This window comes from Micromonospora sp. WMMD961 (assembly GCF_029626145.1).
GTDB lineage: Bacteria > Actinomycetota > Actinomycetes > Mycobacteriales > Micromonosporaceae > Micromonospora.
In genome coordinates this window covers 5,383,307-5,398,338 of the sequence record NZ_JARUBJ010000002.1, presented here as the reverse complement: position 1 = coordinate 5,398,338, position 15,032 = coordinate 5,383,307, and the positions used below count along the sequence as shown (strand labels likewise).

18 protein-coding genes are annotated in these 15,032 nt (G+C 73.3%); 17 read left to right on the top strand and 1 reads right to left on the bottom strand.

Translation table 11 applies throughout. From position 1 onward, the window contains the following. Positions 1-13 precede the first annotated feature (13 nt). The 9 genes from O7614_RS24330 (at position 14) to O7614_RS24290 (ending at position 8,849) form a co-directional block, all read left to right on the top strand. Entirely contained in the window at positions 14-775 is a 762-nt protein-coding gene (locus tag O7614_RS24330) for a hypothetical protein (RefSeq protein WP_278140777.1), read from the top strand. A gap of 10 nt (positions 776-785) precedes the next feature. Continuing rightward, positions 786-1,091 carry a DUF167 domain-containing protein gene (locus O7614_RS24325; RefSeq protein ID WP_278140776.1) on the top strand — a complete coding sequence of 102 codons (306 nt, stop codon included), beginning with the start codon at positions 786-788 and terminating at the stop codon, positions 1,089-1,091. Positions 1,092-1,136: 45 nt separating this feature from the next. Beyond that, positions 1,137-2,636 carry a potassium/proton antiporter gene (locus O7614_RS24320; protein ID WP_278140775.1) on the top strand — a complete coding sequence of 500 codons (1,500 nt, stop codon included), beginning with the start codon at positions 1,137-1,139 and terminating at the stop codon, positions 2,634-2,636. 227 nt (positions 2,637-2,863) lie between these two features. Then, positions 2,864-3,283 (top strand): TraR/DksA C4-type zinc finger protein, encoded by a 420-nt coding sequence (locus O7614_RS24315; protein WP_278140774.1) that lies wholly within the window; start codon positions 2,864-2,866, stop codon positions 3,281-3,283. Positions 3,284-3,347: 64 nt separating this feature from the next. After that, positions 3,348-3,962: a signal peptidase II gene (gene lspA, locus O7614_RS24310; RefSeq protein WP_278140773.1), complete on the top strand. Its 615-nt coding sequence runs from the start codon at positions 3,348-3,350 to the stop codon at positions 3,960-3,962. Next, positions 3,959-4,903: an RluA family pseudouridine synthase gene (locus tag O7614_RS24305; RefSeq protein ID WP_091407730.1), complete on the top strand. Its 945-nt coding sequence runs from the start codon at positions 3,959-3,961 to the stop codon at positions 4,901-4,903. Before lspA ends, O7614_RS24305 begins: the two co-directional genes overlap by 4 nt. Before the next feature lie 42 nt (positions 4,904-4,945). Then, positions 4,946-5,974 (top strand): hypothetical protein, encoded by a 1,029-nt coding sequence (locus O7614_RS24300; protein WP_278140772.1) that lies wholly within the window; start codon positions 4,946-4,948, stop codon positions 5,972-5,974. 74 nt (positions 5,975-6,048) lie between these two features. Continuing rightward, positions 6,049-7,773, top strand: a complete 1,725-nt coding sequence (locus O7614_RS24295; protein WP_278140771.1) for an ATPase — start codon at positions 6,049-6,051, stop codon at positions 7,771-7,773. A gap of 419 nt (positions 7,774-8,192) precedes the next feature. Further along, positions 8,193-8,849 carry a DUF2567 domain-containing protein gene (locus tag O7614_RS24290; protein WP_278142360.1) on the top strand — a complete coding sequence of 219 codons (657 nt, stop codon included), beginning with the start codon at positions 8,193-8,195 and terminating at the stop codon, positions 8,847-8,849. Here O7614_RS24290 and O7614_RS24285 read toward each other — a convergent pair. Next, positions 8,764-9,468, bottom strand: a complete 705-nt coding sequence (locus O7614_RS24285) for an LON peptidase substrate-binding domain-containing protein (RefSeq protein ID WP_278140770.1) — start codon at positions 9,466-9,468, stop codon at positions 8,764-8,766. The genes O7614_RS24290 and O7614_RS24285 overlap by 86 nt on opposite strands. Positions 9,469-9,574: 106 nt before the next feature. Here O7614_RS24285 and hisD point away from each other — a divergent pair, with 106 nt between their 5' ends. The 8 genes from hisD to O7614_RS24245 all read left to right on the top strand — a co-directional run bounded on the left by hisD (position 9,575) and on the right by O7614_RS24245 (position 14,943). After that, a complete protein-coding gene (hisD, locus tag O7614_RS24280) occupies positions 9,575-10,897 on the top strand; it encodes a histidinol dehydrogenase (RefSeq protein ID WP_278140769.1) in 1,323 nt (440 codons plus the stop codon). Between the two features lie 76 nt (positions 10,898-10,973). Beyond that, positions 10,974-12,047, top strand: coding sequence for a histidinol-phosphate transaminase (locus tag O7614_RS24275; protein ID WP_278140768.1), 1,074 nt, complete (start codon positions 10,974-10,976; stop codon positions 12,045-12,047). Beyond that, positions 12,044-12,655 carry an imidazoleglycerol-phosphate dehydratase HisB gene (hisB, locus tag O7614_RS24270; protein ID WP_278140767.1) on the top strand — a complete coding sequence of 204 codons (612 nt, stop codon included), beginning with the start codon at positions 12,044-12,046 and terminating at the stop codon, positions 12,653-12,655. Before O7614_RS24275 ends, hisB begins: the two co-directional genes overlap by 4 nt. Further along, positions 12,655-12,828, top strand: a complete 174-nt coding sequence (locus O7614_RS24265; protein ID WP_278140766.1) for a hypothetical protein — start codon at positions 12,655-12,657, stop codon at positions 12,826-12,828. Before hisB ends, O7614_RS24265 begins: the two co-directional genes overlap by 1 nt. Continuing rightward, the gene (gene hisH / locus O7614_RS24260) at positions 12,825-13,457 is read left to right on the top strand and encodes an imidazole glycerol phosphate synthase subunit HisH (RefSeq protein WP_278140765.1); all 633 of its coding nucleotides are present in this window, start codon (positions 12,825-12,827) and stop codon (positions 13,455-13,457) included. The genes O7614_RS24265 and hisH overlap by 4 nt, the downstream gene beginning before the upstream one ends. A gap of 36 nt (positions 13,458-13,493) precedes the next feature. Beyond that, entirely contained in the window at positions 13,494-13,817 is a 324-nt protein-coding gene (locus tag O7614_RS24255; RefSeq protein WP_278140764.1) for a hypothetical protein, read from the top strand. 14 nt (positions 13,818-13,831) lie between these two features. Next, complete coding sequence (gene priA, locus O7614_RS24250) at positions 13,832-14,557, top strand: bifunctional 1-(5-phosphoribosyl)-5-((5-phosphoribosylamino)methylideneamino)imidazole-4-carboxamide isomerase/phosphoribosylanthranilate isomerase PriA (protein WP_278140763.1); 726 nt, start codon at positions 13,832-13,834, stop codon at positions 14,555-14,557. Continuing rightward, complete coding sequence (locus O7614_RS24245) at positions 14,554-14,943, top strand: RidA family protein (RefSeq protein WP_278140761.1); 390 nt, start codon at positions 14,554-14,556, stop codon at positions 14,941-14,943. Before priA ends, O7614_RS24245 begins: the two co-directional genes overlap by 4 nt. Positions 14,944-15,032: the final 89 nt, after the last annotated feature.

The window sequence follows — 15,032 nt, the reverse complement described above, 5'->3', positions numbered from 1 at the left end:
GCGGGGGTGAGCCGTGATAGTCGCAAGTCTCCTGCTCATCCTCGTCGCGGTGGTTCTCCTGGTGCTCGGCCTGGCCGGTGGATCCAGCCTCCTGTTGATCATCTCTATCGCGGCCAGTCTGCTGGCCGCCGTGGCGTTGGTGGTGGGCGCCCGCCAGGCAGCCGCCAACCGCGCTACGGCAGATCCCGGTCGGACCAGCCGGCGACACCCCGACGCACCCCGCATGGCCAGCCAGGCCACGGATTCCGCGTACGGGCCGCCGCTGGCCGAGCCGGAGGTGCCGGTCCAGCACGTGCCCACGACGGTCGGTACCAGCGGCACCGGGTGGCGGCAACCACCCGAGCCGCCGGTCGACCGTGAGTCGCCGTTCGGCCCCCGGGCCGAGACCGTGCCGACGTTCGACAGTGCCGGACCGTTCGACGACGCGGCGCCGGTCGTGACGCCGGCCGCCGGCGCGTCCGCTCCCGCCCGGCCCGTCAGCCCGGCGTCGCCGTTGGCGGCGTCGACCGACGACGCTTCCCGCGCCGACGCGGCGGTGTCCGACGAGCCGGCCGAGCAGTCGGTCACCCCCGCCGAGGCGGCCCGGGTGGCACGCCTTCCCGATGCCGTCCAGGTGGTCGACGGCCATCCCCGCTACCACCTCGCCAGTTGTCCGCACCTCGTTGGCCGGGTGCCCGAGGAGCTGCCGGTCGCCGAGGCCGTCGAGCTCGGTTTCACTCCCTGCGCGCACTGCGCGCCAGCCACCGCCCTGCTCGCCGACGCCCGGCCGATCTGAAGCCGCGCCGGTGCCCGCGCAGGAGACGCTCACCGTGGCGGTACGGGTGAAGCCCGGCGCCTCCCGGGACCGGGTGGGCGGGCGCTTCGACGGTCCACACGGGCCCGCCCTGGTGATCGCGGTGCACGACCCTGCCGTCGACGGGCGGGCGACCGAGGCGGCCCGACGGGCGTTGGCCGCCGCCCTGGGCCTCCGGCCTGCCGCGGTGTCCCTGCGAGCCGGCGCGGCGAGCCGGGACAAGCTCTTCCTCATCGACCGACCCGCGCCGGAGCTGTCCGGGCTGCTGCGCCGACTGCGCGACGGATCCGCCGAGTGAGGAACGCCCAGGCCAGGCAGCCGTGACGCCCGGTTTGGAGCAACCATGACGCCCGGGTTGGAACTCGCGCTGCTGCTCGGTGCGGCCGTGCTGCTGGTCGCCGTCGGTGCGGTGCGGCTCTCCACCCGACTCGGCGTCCCCAGCCTCCTCGTCTACCTGGCGCTGGGAGTGGCGATCGGCGAGGGTGGGCTGGGTATCCGCTTCGACGACGTCGAGCTGACCCGGGCGCTCGGCTTCTGCGCGCTGATCGTGATCATCGCGGAGGGTGGTCTCACCGCCCGGTGGACCACGCTACGACCGGTGCTCGGGCTGGCCTCGGCACTCTCCACGGTCGGCGTGATCGTGAGCATCCTGGTGGTCGGTGTCGCCGTACACCTGCTGTTGGGGTTGGACTGGCGGTTGGCGCTGCTCTACGGCGCGGTGCTCTCGTCCACCGACGCGGCGGCCGTCTTCGCCACCCTTCGCCGGCTGCGGCTGCCGCCCCGGCTGGTGGCCACGCTGGAGGCCGAGTCGGGCATGAACGACGCCCCGGTGGTGCTGCTGGTGGTGCTGCTGTCCCATGAGGGCTGGGCGCATCCGTGGTGGTACGAGGTCGGGCTGGTCTGCTACGAGCTGGGCATGGGCGCGGCGGTAGGAGTGGGTGCGGGTGTCGCCGGCGCCTGGGCGCTACGGCGGGCGGCGCTGCCCTCGGCCGGCCTCTACCCGATCGCCGCAGTGGGGATCACCGTGCTGGCGTACGCCGCCGGGGCGGTGCTGCACGCCTCGGGGTTCCTCGCCGTCTACGTGGCCGGGGTGCTGCTGGGCAACGCCCGGTTGTCGCACCGGCAGGCGATCCTCGGTTTCGCCGACGGGCTGGCGTGGCTCGCCCAGATCGGGCTGTTCGTGCTGCTCGGGTTGCTGGCCGCACCGGGCCGGCTGGACGCGGCGGTGCTGCCCGCGGTGGTCGCGGGACTGGCCCTGGTGCTGCTGGCCCGGCCGTTGTCGGTGGCCGTCGCGGCGTTGCCGTTCCGGGTCGGCCCCCGCGAACAGGCGTTCCTGTCCTGGGCGGGGCTGCGCGGGGCGGTGCCGATCGTGCTGGCCACCATTCCGCTCTCCGAGCGGGTGCCCGGTGCGGAACGTCTCTTCGACGTGGTCTTCGTGCTGGTAGTGATCTTCACACTGGTGCAGGCCGGGACGCTCGGGCCGATCGCCCGTTGGTTGCGGGTGACCGCCCCGAGCGAGGCAGCCGAGATCCATGTGGAGACCGCGCCGCTGGAGCGGATGCGCGCGGACCTGCTCCAGGTGGAGGTGCCGGCGGGCTCGCGGTTGGCCGGTGTGCACGTCGACGAGCTGCGGCTTCCGCTGGGCGCGTCGGTGACGCTGGTGCTGCGCGACGGGGTGGGTTTCGTGCCGGCAGCGGACACCCGCCTGAGGGCCGGCGACAGCCTGTTGATCGTGGCGACCGCCGGGGTACGGGACGCCGCCGAGCGGAGGTTGCGGGCGGTCAGCCGGCGGGGTCGGCTGGCCCGTTGGTTTGGCGAGTACGGGGATGAGGTGCCTGGTTGATCTGCTAGCGTTCCCTTTGCCCCAGTTTGGCAGGGCTAGGGGCTGTTGAGCAGTGGGACGGCACGGCACGTTGTCGGACGCCTGTACGTTCCGTATTCTTGCCAACCTCCGGAGTGCACGGCCCACGTCGCCGTGTGCCCCTTTTCGTCCATTAGGGGACGCCTTGGTCGGCGCCCCCTGACCAGGATGCCGCGAACCACGCGGCTCCCCGGCCGAGGGAGCGACCCATGGCTAAGCCAGCCGACACCAGGACCGCCAGGCGCAAGCCGGTGGCCAAGGCCACCCGGAGCACGGCGGAGACCGAGAAGATCCGGGCGGCGTTGGCGGCGCGGCGGGACGAGCTCCGCGCCGAGTACGATCAGACGCTGAGCGAGATCACCGAGCTGCAGCGCGATCGGCTGACCGACTCGGCCGGGGACGACCAGGCCGACACGGGCACCAAGACGCTCGAGCGGGAGCAGGAGATCTCTCTCGCCAACAGCATTCTGGAACGGATCACGCAGGTGGAGCGCGCTCTGGAGCGCCTCGACGAGGGTGGTTACGGCTGGTGCGAGCGGTGCGGCAACCCGATCCCGGTCGAGCGCCTCGCCGCATTCCCGTCGGCCACCCAGTGTGTGACGTGCAAGCAGCTGGAGGAGCGGCGCTGAGGTCCGTTCCCCGGCGGCGATGAGACGGTGAGCGATCACCGCCGAGACTGTCGATGGGGAGCGCATGACCGCAGCACCGTCCGCCGAACCCGGCCGCACCGATCCGGGTGGCGGCACACGCCGACCTCGGGCCGTCGCGATCCTCGCCGGAGTCGCCCTGGTGGCCCTGCTGGCCGATCTGGTCACCAAACACCTCGCGCTGGCCGCGTTGACCGACCGGGAGCCGGTCCGCCTGCTCGGCGGGTTCGTCTACCTGAGTCTGACCCGCAACAGCGGTGCCGCCTGGAGCATCGGCGCGGACCACACCTGGGTCTTCCCGCTGATCACCATCGGTGTGGTCGGCTGGATCGTCTGGATGGCACTGCGACTGCGCTCACTGCCCTGGGCGATCTCCCTCGGCCTGGTGCTGGGTGGCGCGCTGGGCAACCTCGTCGACCGGATCTTCCGGGCACCCGGGCCCTTCCACGGGCACGTGGTCGACATGATCAGCCTCTTCGACGCGTACGGCCAGGTGTGGCCGGTGTTCAACCTGGCGGACAGCTCGCTGGTCTGCGGCGTGCTGCTGGCGGTGCTGTTGGAGCTGACCGGCCGCCAGCGTGACGGCCGGCGGGCCGGCCGCGACGGCGACCCGACCGAGACCGACGCCCCCCAGGGTGCCGAGCAGCAGGAGCGGGCATGACCTCCGCATTCGCCGCTGGCGGCGATCACCGTTCCCTGCCGGTGCCGGACGGCCTCGACGGCATGCGACTGGACCAGGCCGTGTCCCGTCTGTTCGGGCTCTCCCGCACCGCCGCCGCGGCCCTGGTGGATGCCGGGGACGCGCTGGTCGACGGCAGCGCACGGCCGAACTCGCACAAGGTCAAGGCCGGCTCCTGGCTGGACGTCACGTTGCCCGCCCCGGTCGCACCTCCCACCGTGGTGCCGCAGGCGGTGCCCGGGCTGCGGGTGGTCTACGCCGACGACGACATCGTGGTGGTCGACAAGCCGGTGGGAGTGGCGGCGCATCCCAGCCCCGGATGGACCGGCCCGACGGTGATCGGCGCCCTCGCCGCGATCGGGCACCGCATCTCCACCAGCGGCGCCGCCGAGCGTCAGGGCGTGGTGCACCGGCTCGACGTGGGGACCACCGGGATCATGGTGGTCGCCAAGAGCGAACAGGCGTACACGGCGTTGAAGCGGGCCTTCAAGTACCGCGAGGTGGACAAGGGTTACCACGCGGTGGTGCAGGGTCACCTGGACCCGCTGCGCGGGACCGTGGACGCCCCGATCGACAGGCACCCCACCCACGACTACCGCTGGGCGGTGGTGTCCGGCGGCAAGCCGAGCATCACCCACTACGACACCCTCGAGGCGTTCCCGGCGGCGAGTCTGGTCGACGTCCGGCTGGAGACCGGTCGGACCCACCAGATCCGGGTGCACTTCTCCACGCTGCGGCACCCCTGCGTGGGTGATCTCACCTATGGCGCCGACCCCACCCTCTCGGCCCGTCTCGGCCTGGCCCGACAGTGGTTGCACGCCCGCGAACTGAGCTTTTTGCACCCCCGAACGGGGGACGAGGTCCGGTTCGTCAGCGACTACCCTGACGACCTGGACCGTGCGCTCCAGATCCTGCGTGACTGAGCGGCGACCGCCTGACACCGATCCGACGAGGGGATCCCGCCCGTGCGCGCCGGCAACCTGCTGCGGCAGCTGGACCAACGGCTGCTGCCGCCGCTGACCCGGGCCGTGTCCCGGCTGGGCGACCGGTCGGCGCGGTCCGGGGTGCTCACCTGGGCCGCCGTGCTCTCCGCGGCGGCGGTGCTGGGCACCGCGGTCTGGGCTGCCGACGACGATCCGGTGGGCGACCGGACGGTGGGTGAGGTGACCCGGGTCGGCGTGACCGACGGTGACTCCGTCCCCGGCTACCTGCGCTCCGCCGCTGCCGACCTGGCCGCGCTCTCCGCGTCCGACCCGTCCACCGGGAACGGCACCTACGCGCTGGTCACGCTCACCGAGTACCTGCCGCCGCAGCGCCTGACGGCGGTGCTCGGCGACGTCGGAGTCTCCACCGTCTTCGGGCGGGTGCCGCTGCCCGGGCGACAGACCGAGATCGTCCGGATTCCCGCGCTGCGGGTGCCGGGCGACGTGGTCGCCGGGATGGACGAGGTGGCGACCCGCAAGGACGCCGAAGCCGCCGACTACCGGGCCCGGGCCGCAGCGGTCGACGGTGACGGTGCGGGGGAGCGCGAGTTGCGGGAACGCTACGTCAGCGGGGCCGAGGTGGCGACCGCCGAGGCGGCGGCGTACCGGACCGGCTGCGCCTGCGTCTACGCCGCCGTGGTGCGGGCGGCGCCGGGGGCTCTGCGCGGTGTGGCGGCCCGGCCGGACGTCCGGGCGGTGGACCCCGCCCCCGAGGTGTACCGGCTGGACCGCACGGTCTTCACACCACCGCTGCCCGAGCAGCGCGACGTGGTGCGGCCGCCGACCGACACCGGGCCGAGCCCGGCGTCGACCCCGGACGGTCCGGTGCCGTCCACTCCACCCGCGCCCGCGCCGCTGGCGTCGATGGGCGAATCGTCGGAACCCGCACCAGTCGTCACGATTCCGTCACCCGCAGCGTCGCCGGCCGGGTCGACCGAGCCGCCGCCGCCGAGCATCGCCACCTCCCCGGACAGCACCGGTGCCGAGTCGCCGGCACCCGCGTCGTCGTGATCTGCGTCGGCTGGTGTGCGCTCTGAGGTGTGGTCCGAATAGGGTTTGGTTCGTAGCCTGTCAGACGGAGATCGATGGCGCTGGGAGGGCGGGCCGTGGAGGGCAGCGAGACCGGCTGGGGCCGGCCGGCCGAACCAGCGCCGCGATGGCGTGCGTTGTTGGACCGCGCCCGGCTGGGCGGTCGCGGCGCGGAGCAGACCGAGCCGGACCGGCGTGCCGACGACGCGCCGCCGGACCCGCTGCCCCGGCGAGCGGCCCCGAACGGCTACGCCGGGCGGGCACCCGCCATCGGGTATCCAGCAGATTTGTCGTACGGCGCGGAGCCCGACTACCGGGCCGAGGCGACCTACCGCGTCGACCCCGCCTACCGGGCCGAGCCGGATTACCGGGCCGACCCGGCGTACCGGTCGGAGCCGGACTACCGGTCGGACCCGGCGTACCGGTCGGATCCGGGTTACCGGGCCGAGCCGGGTTACCGGGCCGAGCCGGACTATCGGGCCGAGCCGGCGTACCGGTCGGAGCCGAACTATCGCCCGGACCCGGGCTATCGGGCTGAGCCCGGCTACCGGACCGAGCCCGGTTACCGGGCCGAGCCGGACTATCGCGCGGAGCCGGCGTACCGCGCCGAGCCGGGCTATCGCGCGGAGCCCGACCGTCGGGTCGAGCCGACGTACCGGACCGAACCCGAGCCGCCGCCGGCTGTCCCCGACCCAGGTCGTTCGCGGTACGCGTTGCTGGACAACGGCTACCGGCCGGGCGACCCGCCGGTGGAGTCGCGATACGCCCTACTGGAGACCGGCTACCAGCCGGAGACCGGTTACCCGGTCGCCGCGCCGCCGCCCTCGCCGGTCGTAGCGCCACCCGTCGCGCCGGTCACACCACCACCGATGGCACCCCCGCCGGTCGCTCCGCCGGCCCCGCCGGTCGGCTCGGCGGTCGTCGAACGCGCCTACCCGGCCCGGATCGAGTGGCGCCCGCAGGGCGTCGACCAGGAGCAGGAACGGGCCAACGGGGTGCTCCGGCGGGATCTGGGCACGCCCCGGGTGTTCGCCTTCGCCAACCCCAAGGGTGGAGTGCACAAGACCACCGCCACCGTGCTCGCCGCGGCCACCGTCGGCAGCGTGCGTGGGCAGGGCGTGCTGGCCTGGGACGACAACGAACTGCGCGGCACCCTCGGGCTGCGCGCCGGCAGCGCCCGGCACGCCCGGACGATCCGACACCTGGTCAGCGACCTGGCCCAGATCGAGATCCTCGAGGGCGAGACGCTGCTGGGTCGGTTGGACGACTACCTGCGGCACGCCTCCGACGGCTCGTACGACGTGCTGGCCGGCGAGGAGAGCCCGCGCTTCGCCCAGCGGCTGGACCAGTTCACCGTCCGGCGTGTGCTGGAGTTGTTGCGGCGCACCCACGACGTGGTCTGCGTCGACACCGGCAACAACGTGGAGAGCCCCAACTGGCGCACCGTGATGCAGGCCGCCGACCAGCTGGTGGTGACCACGGTTCCCCGGGAGGACGCGGCATTCAGCGCGGACTGGATGCTCGACCTGCTGCACGAGGAGGGCATGGGCGAGTTGGCGGACAATGCCATCACCCTCATCTCCTGCCCGACCCCGGGTCGCTCGCCGCTGCAGGACGACCTGGAGCGGCACTTCGCCACCCGTACCCGTGCGGTGGCCGTGGTGCCCTACGACCCGGCGCTGGAGACCGGGGCGTCGATCGAGTACCACCAGCTCCAGCCGGAGACCCGGCAGGCGTGGTTGCGGGCGGCGGCGATGATGGTGGAGCCGTTCGCCCGGTGAGCTGGTCTGGCACCGAAGCCCCCGGCTCGCACCGGGCCTGAGAGGATCATCGGGTGAGCCCGGACAACCCCGACCCTACGCGGCCCGTCGACGAGCCCGTCCGACCCGCGCCACCCGGCACACCAGGCGCGACCTCGCCGGAGGCTGAGCGGCGCACCGGTGCACCGCCGGAGGCTGAGCGGCGCACCGGTGCGCCGCCGGCGGCTGAGCGGTCGCCCGGTTCGCCGCCGCAGGTCGGGCCGTCACCGGACGCCGCGTCGTCGCCGGGGACCGGTTCGCCGACGGAGGCCGGGTTGTCCCCGGAGGCCGGTTCGCCGCTGGCGGGCGGTTCGCCGCCGGAGGCCCACCCAGCGACACCGCAGCCTGGGTTCGGTCCGGGCGACGCTCCTGCCTCGGCGGCGTACCAGAGCTCGTTGGAGCTGAGCTTCGACGAGCCGCGCCGCCCGCTGCGCACCGTGGCGACGGTGCTGGCCAGCGTGCTCGCGCTGGCCGTCCTGGGAGTGCCGTTCGGGCTGCTCTGGGCCACGCTCGCGCCGGACACGCCGGTGCTCAAGACCGCCGAGGGGGCGATCTACGCCGACCCGCAACCGGAGCAGCCGATCGCCGCCGACGGATGGTTCAGTCTCCTCGGGCTGGCCTTCGGGTTGCTGGTGGCGCTCGCCCTGTGGTTCGTGCTGCGACGTCGGCGCGGCCCGGTCGGTCTGCTCGCCGCGGTCCTCGGCGCGTTGGCCGCGGCGCCGGTGGCCTGGCAGGTGGGGCGGCGGGTCGGCCTGGGCACCTTCGACCGGTTGCTGGCCACCGCCCCGGCCGGGCAGGCCTTCACCAAACCCGCCGACCTGCGGGCCGGCGGGGTCGACTGGCTGCTCGGTGTCCTGCCCGTGCCGCACGGCAACCTGCTGTTGCCGGCGTTCGGCGCCGCGATCACGTACACCCTGCTGGCCGGCTGGTCGCGGTGGCCCGGCCTGCGCCCGGAGCCCGAGCCGGCCGGGCTCAGTTGGGTGTCGGCGGGGACGCCAGTTCCGCCAACGGCACCGGAACCGCCCGCACCTGACGCAGCAGAGCCGCCTCGCGGGTGAGTAGCCGCAGCTCGGCGCGGAGCCGCGCGGCGGTGTCGTCGATGGCCAGCAGCCGCTGTCGGTCGTCGACCGTGAGCGCCGCGGTCGCCGCCACCAGATGGGACAGGACTGTCGGATCCTCCGGCAGTTGCTCGGAGATCTCCTCCGGGTCGGAGCGGATCAACCCCAGGTACTGCCGGAACACCGCGATCACCCGGGCGGCCAGCAGATCGGCCACCTCGTCCGCCCCGGCCGGATCGGGCAGCCACTCGACGTCCGCGGTCAGGTAGGGAGCCGCGTTGTCGTCGACCTCGGCGATCCGGAACCGGCGTCGACCGACCGTGACGATGTCGAAGCCACCGTCGGCCAGCTCGGTCACCTGGCGCAGCTCAGCGGTGCAGCCGACCTCGTGCAGGGTGACCTCGCCGACGCCCGCCGTCGCGCGGCTGCCGGGCCCGGCGGGCGCGACCTCCCAACCAGCCTGGATGGCCACCACGCCGAACTCGCGCGGAGCACCCTCGGGCAGGTCGACGAGGTGTCGGACCAGCGCCCGGTAGCGCTCCTCGAAGATGTGCAGCGGCAGCACCAACCCGGGAAAGAGCACCGTTGCGAGCGGAAACACCGGCAGCCGTGCGGTCACATGGTCGAGCCTAACCAATCTCGCGCCGGTGAGCGTGGCCCGGCTCACCGTCCCGGCGTACGGGCGGCTCGGGTGCACCGCGGGGCGGCAGCCTAGACTCGCAAGGGTGCTGAACCGGATCGACCTGCGCAACGGTCTCGGAGACCCGCGCCGCCTGCTGCCCCGTGCCCAGCTCGACGTGTCGATCGCCGTCGAGCGGATCCGACCGCTGGTCGAGGCGGTCCGCGAGCATGGTTACCCCGCGATCCGGGAGGCCAGCGAGCGGTTCGACGGCATCTCCCCGGAGGTGCTGCGGGTGCCGGTCGAGGCGATCACCGAGGCCGAGGGGGTGCTCGACCCGAGCGTGCGCGCCGCGCTGCTGGAGTCGATCAGCCGGGCCCGTCGGGTGCACGCCGACCAGCGGCGCACCGACCACACCACGCAGGTGGTGCCCGGCGGCACGGTCACCGAGCGGTGGCTGCCGGTCGACCGGGTCGGCCTCTACGTGCCCGGCGGCCTGGCGATGTACCCGTCGACGGTGGTGATGAACGTCGTTCCCGCACAGGTGGCCGGCGTGCGTTCGCTGGTGGTGGTCAGTCCGCCGCAGAAGGACAACGGCGGCCTGCCCGACGCCCGGGTGCTCGCCGCGTGCGCGCTGCTCGGTGTCGACGAGGTGTACGCCGTCGGCGGGGCCCAGGCGGTGGCGATGCTGGCGTACGGCGCGGCGGTCGACCCGTCGGGAGACCTGCGGTGCGACCCGGTCGACCTGATCACCGGCCCGGGCAACATCTGGGTGACCGCCGCCAAGCGGCTGCTGCGGGGCGTGGTCGGCATCGACGCCGAGGCCGGGCCGACCGAGATCGCCATCCTGGCCGACGACACGGCCGACCCGGCGCACGTGGCCGCCGACCTGATCAGTCAGGCCGAGCACGACCCGCTGGCCGCGAGCGTGCTGGTCACCCCGTCGCCGGCGCTGGTCGAGTCGGTCGAGCGGGAGTTGGCCCGGCAGGTGCCGGCGACCAAGCACACCGAGCGGGTGACCACGGCGCTGACCGGCGAGCAGAGCGGTGTGGTGCTGGTCGACGACCTGGAGGCGGGGCTGCGGGTGGTCGACGCGTACGCGGCCGAGCACCTGGAGATCCAGACGGTCGACGCCCGGGAGTGGGCGCTTCGGGTTCGCAACGCCGGGGCGATCTTCGTGGGCGCCTGGTCGCCGGTGTCGCTCGGCGACTACTGCGCCGGGTCCAACCACGTGCTGCCCACCGGCGGCTGCGCCCGGCACTCCTCGGGGCTGTCGGTGCAGTCGTTCCTGCGCGGCGTGCACCTGATCGAGTACACCGAGGCGGCGTTGCGCGACGTGGCCCCGCACGTGGTCACCCTGGCGAACGTGGAGGATCTGCCCGCGCACGGCCAGGCGGTGCAGGTTCGCCTCCCGGGAGCGTCGGCGTGAGCGAGCGCAGCGAGCGAACCGGCTGGCTCAGTCGCCTGGTGCCTCATGTCACCTCCTCGCGAAGGGGGGAGGCGGCATGAGCAGCCTTGCGGATCTGCCGATCCGCGACGACCTGCGCGGGCTGTCGCCGTACGGGGCGCCGCAGCTGGACGTGCCGGTGCGGCTCAACACCAACGAGAACTCCCACCCGGTGCCGGAGCCAGTGGTCGAGGCGATCGGCAAGGCGCTCGCGGCCGAGTTGCGCGAGTTGAACCGCTATCCGGACCGGGACGCGGTGGCGCTCCGCGCCGACCTGGCCGAATATCTCGGGCACGGGCTCACCGTCGAGCAGGTGTGGGCGGCGAACGGCTCCAACGAGATCCAGCAGCAGTTGCTCCAGGCGTTCGGTGGGCCGGGGCGTAGCGCTCTCGGCTTCGTTCCGGCGTACTCGATGCACCCGCTACTGGCGCTCGGCACCGGCACCCGGTGGGTGCCCGCCGAGCGTGGCGTCGACTTCGGGTTGACCGTCGAGGAGGCGGTCGCCCAGGTCCGCGAGCACCAACCGGACGTGGTCTTCCTCTGCTCGCCGAACAACCCGACCGGTACGGCACTGGACCCGGCGGTGATCGCCGCGGTGCTCGACGTCGCGCCGGGCATGGTGGTGGTCGACGAGGCGTACGCCGAGTTCGCCCGTCCCGGGACGGTCAGCGCCCTCGCGGTGCTGCCCGGCCACCCGCGGCTGGTGGTCAGCCGCACGATGAGCAAGGCGTTCGGCTTCGCCGGCGGGCGACTGGGTTACCTGGCCGCCGACCCGGCGGTGGTGCAGGCCGTGCAGCTCGTCCGGCTGCCGTACCACCTCTCCACGCTCACCCAGGCCGCCGCACGTGCGGCGGTGACCCACCGCGAGGCCCTTCTCGGTACGGTGAGCGCGATCATGGCGCAACGGGACCGGATCGTGGCGACGCTGCGCGAACGCGGGTTGCGGGTCGCCGACAGCGACGCCAACTTCGTGCTCTTCGAGGTGGGTGGCGACCAGACCACCGTCTGGAAGGCCCTGCTGGCCCAGGGCGTGCTGGTCCGGGACGTCGGTCTGCCGGGCTGGCTGCGGGTGACCGCCGGCACCGCCGCCGAGACCGACGCCTTCCTTTCTGCGATGGAGACTTCACAATGAGCCGGACCGCCCGGGTGGAGCGGATCACCAAGGAGACCAAGGTCCTCGTCGAGATCGACCTCGACGGCACCGGAGCCGCCGAGATCAGCACCGGCGTGGGCTTCTACGACCACATGCTGCACCAGATCGCCCGGCACGGCGGCTTCGACCTGACCGTGCGCACCGTCGGTGACCTGGAGATCGACGCGCACCACACCATCGAGGACACCGCGCTCGCCCTGGGTGCCGCGTTCGACCAGGCGCTGGGCGACAAGGCCGGCATCCGACGGTACGGTTCGGCGACCGTGCCGATGGACGAGGTGCTGGTCCGGGCCGCTGTAGACCTGTCCGGTCGGCCGTACGTGGTGCACGACGAGCCGGTGCTGGCCCCGTACATCGGTCCGGTGTACGCGACGAGCATGACCCGGCACATCTGGGAGTCCTTCGGGCAGGCGGCCCGGGTCACGCTGCACGTCGACGTGCTGCGGGCGGCCCGGCCGGGCGGTCACCCGGACGCGCACCACGTGGTGGAGGCGCAGTTCAAGGCGGTCTCCCGGGCGTTGCGCGAGGCCACCGCGATCGATCCGCGCGCGGCCGGTGCGATCCCGAGCACGAAGGGCCAGCTCTGATGAGTGCCGCGTTGCCGACGTTGTTGCTGATCCTGGCCGGGGTCCTGGTGGGCGGTGCCTGGTCGCTGTACCGCCAGGGCGCGTCGAAGGGCGTGGTGGGCATCACCGCGTTGCTCGCGGTGCTCGCCACGGTCGGCGGGGTGCTGTGGCTCTTGCCGGGGCAGGACGCATGAGCGCCGTGGTGGTGCTCGACTACGGGTCGGGCAACCTGCGTTCGGCGGAGCGGGCGCTGGCGGCCGCGGGCGCGCAGGTGCGGGTGACCGACGACCTGTCGGCTGCGGCCGCCGCCGACGGTCTGGTGGTGCCGGGGGTGGGCGCGTACGCGGCGTGCATGGCCGGGATCGAGGCGTTGGGCGCCGGCCCGGTGATCGCCGAGCGGGTGGCGGCGGGTCGACCGGTGCTGGGGATCTGCGTGGGCATGCAGGTGCTCTTCGAGTACGGCGAGGAGCACGGTGTGGTGACCAAGGGGCTCGGTCTGCTGCCCGGTGGGGTGACCCGGTTGGCGGCCACCCGGTTGCCGCACATGGGCTGGAACACGGTCCGGGCGCCGGCGGAGTCGGTGCTCTTCGCCGGGTTGTCGGAGCAGAGCCGGTTCTACTTCGTCCACTCGTACGCCGTGGGGAATCCGGCGGCGCTGGCTGCTGCCGGTGCCACGGTGACCACCGCCCACCACGACGTCGATTTCGTCGCCGCCGTGGAGCGCGGTCCGCTCTCGGCGGCCCAGTTCCATCCGGAGAAGTCCGCCGACACCGGTGCCGCGCTGCTGCGCAACTGGCTCGCCACGCTGCCCAGCGGTGGTTGAGCGTCGTCGCCCGGTGCCCGGCGCGGGGGCGTCGCGGTGAGCCGGGAGCGGGCCCGTCGGCGGGCGGAGCGGGAGGCGGAGCAGGCCCGGGAGCGGGCGGTACGGCAGCGGCAGGTGGCTCGCCGGCAGCGTCGTCGCGCGATGGTCCGCCGGTTGACGCCGCAGTTGCGGCGGGGCCGTTCTGGCCGGCTGGCCCGGCACAGCCGGGGTGAGCGGGCCGCGATCGTGCTGCTCACCGGCGCGGCGCTGATTCTGATCTGGACCTTCGTCGACAATCTGGCGTTGCGTATCGCGTTGATCGTGCTCTTGCTGCTCGTACTGCCGGCGATCGTGGTGATCGCCCTGGACCGTCGTACCTGATCGAGGAGAAGACGTTGAGCCTGACCCTGTTACCCGCCGTGGATGTCGCCGACGGCCGGGCCGTCCGGCTCGTGCAGGGTGCCCTCGGAAGCGAGAGCATCTACGGTGACCCGTTGGACGCGGCGTTGGCCTGGCAGCAGGACGGCGCGGAGTGGATCCACCTGGTCGACCTGGACGCGGCTTTCGGGCGGGGCACCAACGCGCACCTGCTCGCCGAGGTGGTGCGCCAGTTGGACGTGAAGGTGGAGTTGTCCGGTGGCATCCGCGACGACGAGTCGCTGCGCGCGGCGTTGGGCACCGGGGCGGCCCGGGTGAACATCGGCACCGCCGCCCTGGAGGATCCGGTCTGGTGTGACCGGGTGGTCGGGGAGTACGGCGACCGGGTGGCCATCGGGTTGGACGTGCGGGGCCAGACCCTGTCCGCGCGTGGTTGGACCCGGGACGGCGGCGATCTGTACGAGGTGCTGGAGCGGTTGGACAAGGCGGGCGCGAGTCGGTACGTGGTCACCGACATCACCAAGGACGGCACGATGCGCGGGCCGAACCTGGATCTGCTGCGTGAGGTGTGTGCTCGTACCGACCGGCCGGTGATCGCCTCCGGTGGCGTGTCCACGCTGGACGACCTGCGGGCGTTGGCGACCCTGGAGCCGGTCGGGGTGGAGGGCGTGATCGCCGGTAAGGCGCTCTACGCGGGCGCCTTCACGGTGGCCGAGGCGCTGCGGACCCTGGCCGAGGCGTGACGGCCACCCGGCTGGGCTCCGGTGGCCCGTGGGAGCAGCGCTACGGCTACTCCCGGGTGGTCCGGGCCGGTGACCGGGCCTGGACGGCCGGCTGCACGGCGACGGTGGACGGTCAGGTGGTGCACGTCGGCGACGCCGCCGCGCAGACCGCGCAGGCGTTGCGGATCGGGTTGGACGCGTTGGCCGAGGTCGGTGCGGAGCCGGGTGACGTGGTCCGGACCAGGATGTACGTGACCGACCGGCTGCACGCCGACGAGGTGGGTCGGGCGCACAACGCGGTCTTCGGAGCGGTCCGGCCGGCGGCGACCCTGGTCGTGGTGGCCGGTCTGCTGGACCCGGAGCACCTGGTCGAGGTGGAGTTGGAGGCGTACCTCGGCGATCGCTGAGGCACGCCTGGCCGGTCCACGTCGTGGGCCGTGGCCGGCCGACCCCGGCCCAATAGATTGTGCACAACTCAATTGTGGGCTATGGTTCG